The sequence below is a fragment of the Pseudoalteromonas sp. S3260 genome, assembly GCF_005886925.1.
GTDB lineage: Bacteria > Pseudomonadota > Gammaproteobacteria > Enterobacterales > Alteromonadaceae > Pseudoalteromonas > Pseudoalteromonas tetraodonis.
The window spans coordinates 17,466-27,463 of sequence record NZ_PNCV01000061.1 but is presented as its reverse complement, the minus strand read 5'-3'; the positions used below and the strand labels follow the sequence as shown (position 1 = coordinate 27,463).

The following is a 9,998-nucleotide window of genomic DNA, read 5'->3' as shown; positions in this document are numbered from 1 at the left end:
CCGCAAAGGTCAACAGACCCTGAAATACGTATCTAAGAACGCGGTAAATGATTGTTTATCAGCTTGTTCAATTGCCTTTTGGGCTTGGTACGACTCTGCAGCTTGTTGCTCTAGCCACGATTTTGAAAATTCAGTATAACTTGCTGTTTCATGGCTTTGTTTGTACTTCTGAGCAAGTGACAGTGCAAAGTGGCCATTATCTAACCCTGATGCTTTTAACTGCTCAACATAACGACCAGAATACGTTAATGCCGGATCATGAATCCAAGTCGCCATGCGCTTAATGGTGTTTGAGTAGTAGTCAACATCGTAAGCAATATCCATCCACTGAGCAACATCACTCAACTGACTAAATATTTCATCACCCCAAGATTCTAGGCTGCGCTGCTCATTATTAAAATTAAGCATCAAGCCTTGTTCTCTACCTTGGTTAACCACCGTATCAAGATTTTCAGTGCTACGAGTTTGCTCTTGCCAATCCATAGGCGCTGAATCTTTTAATAAACAATAAGTTAAAAACACATCTAAAAAGTGTATTTGCTCTAAGTCAATGCCAACTTCACTAAACGGGTTAACATCCAATGCACGAATTTCAATATATTCTATACCCGCTCTTAGCAATGCATCGGTGGGCGTTTCACCATTTTTTGCATTACGTTTAGGACGAATTGGCGAGTAAAACTCGTTCTCTATTTGCAAAATGTTTTTATTTAATTGCTTTGGCGTAGCACTGGTGTAATCGTCAATACTGCCGTAAATATCTGAAGGTGTATTTATGGCTTTTTTAAGTCCTGCAACATATTCATCTAATGAGTTATACATTACCCGTAACGACGATTGTGCGCTATTGGTATAGCCTAAGTTGCCTAAACGCAATGCGGTACCCACTTCCAAATATAAAGTGCCTTTACCGAGTTTTTTAAACGGTAAGTCGCTTTTACGCCCTTGTAAAAAAGAGCTACATAATGCCGGTGATGCGCCAAACATGTAGCTAATTAACCACAGTTCGCGTTTAAAGTTACGAATTAACGCCAAATAACTATCCGATATAAAATCTTCAAGTTTCGCATTACTTTGCTTTAATGAGTGCAGTGACTGCCATAGCGTTTGTGGAAAAGAAATATTGAAATGCACGCCTGCAATCGCTTGCATCATACTGCCGTAACGATTCTTCAAGCCTTCGCGATATAGGGTTTTCATTTTACCGACATTAGAGTCGCCAAATTGTGCCAATACAATATCGTCTTGATGATTTATAAAGCACGGCATACTAATTGGCCACAACAATTCATCGCCCATATGTTCTAGGGTGAACTTTTGTAAATCTTTTAGCTGCTGTAAGGTTTGCGTTGATGACTCGCTAACCGGTGTAATGAACTCAAGTAAAGACTCAGAAAAATCAGTGGTAATATGCCCATTGGTGAGCGCACAGCCCACACCTTGAGGATGAGCCTGTTTTGAAATGGAACCATCGTGATTAATTCTTAATGATTCTCTCTCAATACCGCGCATAATGCCTTTAATAGCCTGTTGATTATCTGCATTAGATAGCGCGTTGAGCGTGTTCTTTAAATTATAAGTTGTCAAAAAAAGTTTCCTCGAGCCAAGTGGCTTAATCATGAGGTTATGGGGTCTTTTTACCTTTACTCAAGATTAAACAATGAAAAAACTATATGAATTTATTAGATATAGTTTTTGCTGGATTTTAAACACGCTTTGTTTCACGCTAGAAAAGACAATCTTGCCATTGCCACCACGAATATACAATTTCTTTTACATATTATTTGCCATACCCCCCCGCTGACAACATGGCGTTTTAAAACACTTTGATAAGATAGAGTTAAACCCTAAAAATTTGTCATAACTGAAAAATTCAATTAAGCTTAAAGATCATATAAATATCAAAAAAAATGTCTTATTCCTGCTATTTTACACATATCACTAACGTACATTAGTTTTAGTAATTACAATAGCCGCCATAATAAAGAATGATAAAGAGTCACTATGCGTCGTAATCAAAGCTTAATAGATGAAGAAGTTAACTTCGAAGAACACCAAGAGTTGGTTTCAACCACTGACTTACGCGGTGTTATTACTTATGCCAATCATGAGTTTTGTAGTATCGCAGGCTACGAGATGGATGAACTGATAAATAAAAATCACAATATCGTTCGCCACCCTGATATGCCAAAAGCTGCATTTAAAGAAATGTGGGACACTTTAAAACAAGGCCATTCGTGGCGTGGCGCGGTAAAAAACTTATGTAAGGACGGCCGCTATTATTGGGTTGATGCATTTGTAACGCCTATTTTTGAGCATGGCCAACTTATTGGTTATCAGTCTGTACGAATAAAATTAGAGCAACGCGCAAAACGCAGAGCGCAAAAGCTCTATGCCAAAATTAACGCTAATAAATCATTATTCAGCTTGCGCGAACGCACATCATTAAGACAAGGTTTGAGCATTGCGGGTATTTTAATTTGGTTAGCCAGTGTCGCAATGTGGGGCTCTCTTTCGCTTGCCGCGATTAACTTATTAGTATGTATTGCTATTTTAGTTTTAAATTATGATGAGCTGGTAATCACACCTGCAACCCTCAAACAACAAAAAAGCCAAGCAGACTCTGTATCTCGTTATGTGTTTAGTGGCTCGCACCCACATAGCATTAGTGAGTATAGAGAGCAGATGCTCAGTGCTAAATTAAGAACGGTACTAGGGCGGGTAAAAGATTCAACCTTGAGTTTTAATTCGATTGCCCAAGGGTTAGATCAGCAATCGACGTTGACCGAGCAAGGTATTTCTTCTCAAGGCACTCAGCTAGAACAAATTGCTTCAGCCATGTCACAAATGAGTACCACGATTGGTGAAATCTCTACCAATACCAATAACACGGCTGATAAAGTGGGCATTACTTATCAAAGCTGCTCTGATATCAAGAATCATATTGCAGATAACAGTAAAATGGTGTCTGACTTAGCTGTACAAGTTGAGCAAGCGGCCGCCACAGCAACGGGGCTTGCCTCTGAAGCGGATAAAATTGGCCAAGTCATGAGTGAAATAGAAGGGATTGCTGAACAAACTAACTTATTGGCACTCAATGCGGCTATTGAAGCGGCACGCGCCGGTGAGCATGGGCGTGGTTTTGCCGTTGTTGCCGATGAGGTAAGAGCGCTGTCGTCACGAACTCAAAACGCCACAGCACAAATTCATAGCTCAATTAAAGAAATTCAAGATACCTTGTTTAGCTGGTCTAAAATCATGCAGAGCACAAAACAACAAGCCGATGACTGTGTTAATACAACAGGACAAACACAACAAGAGCTTGATAGTATTTTTATTCAAATTAGTGAAATTTCACAGCTCGCCACGGATATTTCAGCCGCAGCAGAACAGCAGCAGGTTGTAAGTAAAGACATTGGTAGTAATGTTGAAAAGATTAAAGGCTTGGGGGATGACAATTTACAATTGAGTTTTAGCGTAGCACGCGGTGCGGCTGAACTAGTTGAAGGCTCAAGAAAAGTGAATGACTTATTACTGACTTTTAAAGTTTAACAAACGCCCTAAAATAAAAACAAAAAAGCCGCTGTAAACAGCGGCTTTTTGCTGTGCTCAAATTATCGACTCGTAAACACTAAGCCGTCTTCGTTAGCATCAATGACAATGATACAACCTGGTTGAAAGTCATTATTAAGCAGTTTTTGTGCTAATGGATTTTCAATGGTTTGCTGTATTGCCCGTTTAAGCGGACGAGCGCCATAGACAGGATCAAAGCCACTGGCAGCAATTCGCTCAAGAGCAGCATCTGTCAACTCAAGTAAATACCCCATCTCTGTCAATCGTTGACGTAATTTACTTAACTGAATATCTGCAATTTCTTTAATATGACTATGTGAAAGTGAGTGAAATACCACAGTTTCATCAATTCGGTTAATAAACTCGGGTCTAAATTCATTCTGTAAAACGCCCATGACTTTTACTTTAAGCTCATCATAGTCATTACTTCCCGCTTGCTCTTGAATGATATCTGAGCCCAAGTTGGAGGTCATAATGATAACCGTATTTTTAAAATCAACCGTACGCCCTTGGCCATCCGTTAAACGCCCGTCATCAAGGACTTGTAATAAAATATTAAACACATCTGGATGCGCTTTTTCTATTTCATCAAGCAAAATAACCGAATAAGGTTTACGACGAACAGCTTCGGTTAAATAACCACCTTCTTCGTAACCTACGTACCCTGGAGGCGCACCGACTAAACGTGCGACTGAGTGTTTTTCCATAAACTCAGACATATCTATACGCACCATGGCACTTTCGGTATCAAACATATAGCCTGCTAGTGCCTTGGTAAGTTCTGTTTTACCAACCCCTGTAGGCCCTAAAAATAAGAACGAGCCAATTGGACGATTGGGATCAGCAAGCCCTGCACGCGAACGACGAATGGCATTAGCCACCGCAACGACGGCCTCATCTTGACCAATGACTTTGTTATGTAACTGCTCTTCCATTTGTAATAGTTTTTCACGTTCACCTTGGAGCATACGCGCCACTGGGATCCCGGTCCAACGTGATAAAATTTCTGCAATTTCATCTTCGCCCACCTGATTTTTAAGCAAGCTCATTTCTTGCATTTCTGCTTGTGATGCTAAATCGAGTTTGCGCTCAAGCTCAGGTATACGTCCATATTGCAGTTCAGACATACGCTGCAAGTCACTTGCTCTGCGAGCCACTTCTAAATCAAGTCGTGCCTGCTCTAGCTCAGCTTTAATAACCTGCGTGCCTTGTAAAGACGCTTTTTCTGCATTCCATACTTCATCTAGTTCACGGTATTGCCCTTCAAGCTCAGTGATCAGCTCGACCATTTCTGTACGGCGCTTTTGACTTGCTTCATCTTTCTCTTTGGCCAATGCGTTATCTTCAATTTTTAATTGGATAATGCGACGCTCTAATTTATCTAAAGCTTCTGGCTTTGAATCAATTTGCAAGCGAATAGAAGAGCCCGCTTCGTCAATTAAATCGATTGCTTTATCGGGTAATTGGCGATCACTAATATAACGATGCGATAACTGCGCTGCGGCAACGATTGCGGGGTCGGTGATCTCCACTGAATGGTGTAATTCATAACGCTCTTTCAAGCCACGCAGAATAGCAATGGTGTCTTCTACTGAAGGCTCTTCTATTAATACCTTTTGGAAACGGCGCTCAAGCGCAGCATCTTTTTCAATGTATTTACGGTATTCATCTAAAGTGGTTGCGCCTACGCAATGGAGTTCACCGCGTGCTAAGGCAGGTTTTAACATGTTACCCGCATCCATAGCGCCATCACTTTTACCAGCACCAACAATGGTATGAATTTCATCAATAAATAAAATAACTTGGCCTTCTTCTTTAGCCAACTCATTAAGTACTGATTTTAAACGCTCTTCAAATTCACCTCGGTATTTTGCACCAGCAACTAATGCGCCTAAATCAAGTGATAATACGCGCTTGTTTTTTAAGCCCTCAGGCACTTCACCATTAATAATACGCTGTGCAAGCCCTTCAGCTATGGCTGTTTTACCCACCCCTGGCTCACCAATTAACACAGGGTTATTTTTGGTACGGCGTTGTAATACTTGAATAGTGCGGCGAATTTCATCATCACGACCGATTACAGGGTCAAGCTTACCTTGCTCTGCACGCTCAGTTAAATCGATGGTGTACTTTTCAAGTGCTTGACGTGTTTCTTCCGCATTAGGATCGTCAACTTTTTGGCCACCACGAATCGCTTCAATTGCCGTTTCAACCTTACTCGCCGTAATGTTAAGTGCTTTAAAAACACTGCCAAGCGGGCCTTTATCTTCACACGCAACTAATACAAACAACTCACTTGAAATGTATTTATCTTTACGTTTTTGGGCGTATTTATCACATAGGTTTATCAGTGAAACCATGTTATTTGACAACTGTACATCGCCACCAACGCCTTCCACTTTAAATAACTTTTCTATCTCTTGTGATAATTTAGTGTTGAGTTCATCAACGCTGATGCTCATTTGTGCAAATAGTGCACGCACACTTGAGCCACTTTGTTTTAACAAAGCGTACATTAGATGCACAGGTTCAATAAATTGATGATCGCGACCTAGTGCTAATGATTGCGCATCTGAAAGCGCAGACTGAAATTTACTTGTAAATCTATCTAAACGCATGGGGGTTTACCTATAAAAAAACGAATTACTTAATAGATGGGTATGTTAGCGGGTTTGTTCAAGGTATTGTGGGAAAAATAATCACCTAATGATTATTTACTTGCGCCAGATCAAACTTGCCATACGACCGGTTTGGCCATCGCGCCGATAAGAAAAAAACAAGTTAGCTTGAGAAACAGTGCAATGCTCACCCCCGCTAATGTTTATAACGCCCTGTTGATTAAGTAAAATAGTTGCTATTAGATAGATATCAGCTAAATACTTTTCATTATTTTGAGCTTTGAACGCGCTGTGCATTAGAGGGTTATTTGCTGTAAATAACTCGACTACCTCTTGGCCTACTTGAAATTGATTAGCCCCTATTGCAGGACCTAACCAAGCATGTATATTCGACGGGGCGTTTTTAAAACATGCCAGCGTATTGTTGATCACCCCTTGCTCTAACCCTCGCCAACCAGCATGAATTGCGGCCACTTCTTGCCCGTCACTCGATGAGAGTAAAATAGGTAAACAATCAGCGGTCATTATGGCTAAAGGTTGATTGCGTAATTGCGTGTATAGCGCATCGGCTGTGAGTGTTTGGTTGGGGTCAAATCGCTCATCCACTGTAATTACATCAGCGCTATGAACCTGATTTAACCAAATTGCCGGTTTAGGCAAATGAGCATTTACACGTGCTCTGTTATTTAATACATCTTGGCTGTTATCACCTACATGCAATCCTAAATTCAAGCTATCAAATGGAGGCTTTGATACGCCTCCATCCCGTGTAGTACTCAATGTGCCTACACCCTGAATAGATTGCCATGTAGCTGATAAGCCAAACATTGTTAACTCGCTATATCAGGGTTTGCTTTTGTGTCTTCACGCAGTGCTTGAGTCATTTGGACCATATCATCAGGGATAGGCGCTTGCCAAGTCATCATTTCACCGGTGATTGGATGCGCAATACTTAATTTTACGGCGTGAAGCGCTTGGCGCTTAAAGCTACGCAGTAACTCAAATAACTCAGGCGTTGCCCCTTTTGGTGGACGAGGACGACCGCCATAAGATTGATCGCCAATTAATGGGTGGTTTAAGTACGCCATATGCACACGAATTTGGTGTGTACGCCCAGTTTCAAGACGTAAACGCAAACGTGTATGGGCACGGAATTTTTCGGCAACACGGTAATGCGTAATAGCTGGTTTACCCATTTCATGTACTGCCATATGCGTACGCTGTGTAGCATGACGACCAATTGGTTTTTCAACCATACCACCGGCTGTCATAGTGCCATTACATAACGCTTCATATTCACGTGTGAAGTTTTCGCGCTTTTGCAGTGCTTTAACTAAATGTGTTTGTGCCTGAATCGTTTTAGCGACAACCATTAAACCTGTTGTGTCTTTGTCTAAACGATGCACAATACCCGCTCGTGGCACGTTAATAATTTCTGGATAGTAGTGTAATAAAGCATTTAACACCGTACCATCAGGGTTACCTGCGCCAGGATGAACCACTAATCCCATCGGTTTGTTGATCACTAAAATATCATCGTCTTCATAAACGATGTTTAATTTGATATCTTGTGCTTCGTATTCACGAGGTGCTTCTATTGTTGTTTCAACAGCTACAACTTCACCACCGAGTAGTTTTTCACGCGGGGTGTTGAAAATTTCGCCATCAACGGTGATTTTATCATCTAAAATCCACGTTTTTATCCGTGATCGTGAATAATCAGGGAACAATTGCGCTAATACTTGGTCTAGACGTTTACCACCTAAGTCTGTTGGGACCTCGGCTTGGAGAGATATTTGCTCTGACATTAGTAACTTTACCCAATTTACCAGTGCAAGCTGTGCTTGACTGGGTTAGAATCGCTTTTAATAAAAGCATAACATAATACGCATAGTTTACTCGGTTTTACCCACTTGGCCTAGCCGAAGACATCGAAGGTAACAAATAAAATGATAAATAAAATAGGGAAACGTGCATTCGCCATTGTTTTTTCAGTTTCAGTGCTTAGTTTAGGGGCCTGCTCGTCTGCACCTGACCAAGAAGATATTCAACGCGTACCCAACAGATCGGCACAAGCATTATACGAAGATGCAAAACAAACGCTTGATTCTGGTTTATACGCTCGTGCAATTGAATTATTAACGGCAATTGACTCTCGCTATCCGTTTGGTCCGTTTTCAAAACAAGTCCAAATGGATTTAGTGTATGCACATTACCAATCAGGTAATACAGAGCAAGCGCTTGCTACAATCGACCGTTTTATTCGCTTAAACCCAAACCACAAAGATTTAGATTACATGTACTACATGCGTGGCTTGGTTAATATTAAGGCGGATAAAAATGCTTTCCAAGAATACTTTGGCGTAGACAGAGCCGACAGAGATGCTAAACGCACCCGTGTTGCTTATACCGACTTATCAACTTTAGTTAAACGTTTTCCAGATAGTGATTATGCGCCAGAAGCAAAACGTCGTTTAGTTTGGTTATTAAACCGCATGGCACGTTATGAGCTAAAAGTGGCAACTTACTATTACGAACGTGAAGCCTATTTAGCAGCCGCAAATCGCGGTAAATATGTGGTAGAGCACTACTCACAAAGTAGCTATCTTGATGCGGCACTCGCCATGATGGAAAAAAGTTACGAGAAGCTTGGCTTGACTGAACTAAGTCAGCATGCAGAGCAAACGCGTAAATTTAATAGCAGAAATAAATAACACGAAAAAGGCGCTAGTTATAAAATTAGCGCCTTTTTTACGAGGTTTACTCGACTATATAGCCTCTTCATCCTCTTCTGCAGTACGAATTCGAACCACACGTTCTACGTCAGTGACAAATATTTTACCATCACCAATTTTGCCAGTTTGTGCTGTTTTAACAATAACATCAATAGCACGTTCTACGTCTTCATCACCGAGCACAATATCTAGTTTTACTTTAGGTAAAAAGTCAACCATGTACTCAGCACCACGGTATAGCTCTGTGTGGCCTTTTTGACGCCCAAACCCTTTTACTTCACTTACTGTCATACCCGTAATGCCTACATCAGATAATGCTTCACGCACATCATCGAGCTTAAACGGTTTAATGATTGCTTCTATTTTTTTCATAGTAATTACTTTTGAAAGCTTCAGTTGCCTCGATTTTAGACAATCATGAGGTTCATAGCAAACAAAGAGATTGAATAGCACCGGTGAAAAATAATCATGGTATGATTATTTTAATAAAAATAACTATACTAAAACATCACCGAGTTAATGAGATTTATATGAAAACTAAGCACCGTGGATTTACCTTATTAGAGTTAATGGTCACCGTGGCCATTGTTGGCATTATAGCCACTATTGCGTTGTGGAACAGTAGCGATATGCTGGAAGAAAACCGAGGTGAAAATTTTTTATTAGAACTTAAACGTAATATTAGTTTTGCACGTTCACAAGCGGCTAGTACCGATGAGATAGTTATTATTTGTCCAGTACCTTATGCTGATGTGAAAAGTTCAGCTGACAATTTTAAGTGCACCACTGAGTGGGCTAGCGATAATGTTGTCGTCACCTTTGTCGATGGTAATAATAATGGGCAATATGACAGTGGTGATAGTTTAATAAGAGTCATGGAAAAAACCAACCCCAACGACAAAGTGACATTTTCTGGGAGTAGCCAAATCCGCTTTAATACCAGTGGCCGCATTACTACTGCGCCAGGTAACTTTGTTTTTTCACCTAATGGTAATCAAGATAATAGCAAGGCACTCACACTTTCCCAATCAGGCACCGCTTTTTATTTAGGTAATAATAAATAGGGTGATTA

At 40.7% G+C, this 9,998-nt stretch carries 8 protein-coding genes; 3 read left to right on the top strand and 5 right to left on the bottom strand.

The features are described from left to right. Positions 1–9: 9 nt before the first annotated feature. On the bottom strand, positions 10–1,587 hold the full coding sequence (gene gshA, locus CWC14_RS11120; RefSeq protein WP_076921521.1) for a glutamate--cysteine ligase: 1,578 nt from the start codon (positions 1,585–1,587) through the stop codon (positions 10–12). A 417-nt stretch (positions 1,588–2,004) separates the two neighbouring features. Between gshA and CWC14_RS11115 the strand changes: the two genes are divergently transcribed. After that, complete coding sequence (locus CWC14_RS11115) at positions 2,005–3,552, top strand: methyl-accepting chemotaxis protein (RefSeq protein WP_138562947.1); 1,548 nt, start codon at positions 2,005–2,007, stop codon at positions 3,550–3,552. A gap of 62 nt (positions 3,553–3,614) precedes the next feature. Here CWC14_RS11115 and clpB read toward each other — a convergent pair whose 3' ends face one another. The 3 genes from clpB to rluD all read right to left on the bottom strand — a co-directional run bounded on the left by clpB (position 3,615) and on the right by rluD (position 7,999). Next, entirely contained in the window at positions 3,615–6,191 is a 2,577-nt protein-coding gene (gene clpB, locus CWC14_RS11110; RefSeq protein WP_138562945.1) for an ATP-dependent chaperone ClpB, read from the bottom strand. A 96-nt stretch (positions 6,192–6,287) separates the two neighbouring features. Then, positions 6,288–7,019, bottom strand: coding sequence for a peptidoglycan editing factor PgeF (gene pgeF / locus CWC14_RS11105; RefSeq protein ID WP_138562943.1), 732 nt, complete (start codon positions 7,017–7,019; stop codon positions 6,288–6,290). 2 nt (positions 7,020–7,021) lie between these two features. Then, complete coding sequence (rluD, locus tag CWC14_RS11100; RefSeq protein ID WP_013464485.1) at positions 7,022–7,999, bottom strand: 23S rRNA pseudouridine(1911/1915/1917) synthase RluD; 978 nt, start codon at positions 7,997–7,999, stop codon at positions 7,022–7,024. Positions 8,000–8,140: 141 nt separating this feature from the next. On the opposite strand from rluD, the gene CWC14_RS11095 reads away from it, so the two are divergent. Next, positions 8,141–8,905 carry an outer membrane protein assembly factor BamD gene (locus CWC14_RS11095; protein WP_138562941.1) on the top strand — a complete coding sequence of 255 codons (765 nt, stop codon included), beginning with the start codon at positions 8,141–8,143 and terminating at the stop codon, positions 8,903–8,905. 54 nt (positions 8,906–8,959) lie between these two features. Here the strand turns inward: CWC14_RS11095 and CWC14_RS11090 are convergent, their stop codons facing one another. Next, positions 8,960–9,298, bottom strand: a complete 339-nt coding sequence (locus CWC14_RS11090) for a P-II family nitrogen regulator (protein WP_013464483.1) — start codon at positions 9,296–9,298, stop codon at positions 8,960–8,962. Positions 9,299–9,456: 158 nt separating this feature from the next. Between CWC14_RS11090 and CWC14_RS11085 the strand changes: the two genes are divergently transcribed. After that, the gene (locus tag CWC14_RS11085) at positions 9,457–9,990 is read left to right on the top strand and encodes a GspH/FimT family pseudopilin (RefSeq protein WP_138562939.1); all 534 of its coding nucleotides are present in this window, start codon (positions 9,457–9,459) and stop codon (positions 9,988–9,990) included. The last annotated feature ends 8 nt before the right edge of the window (positions 9,991–9,998 follow it).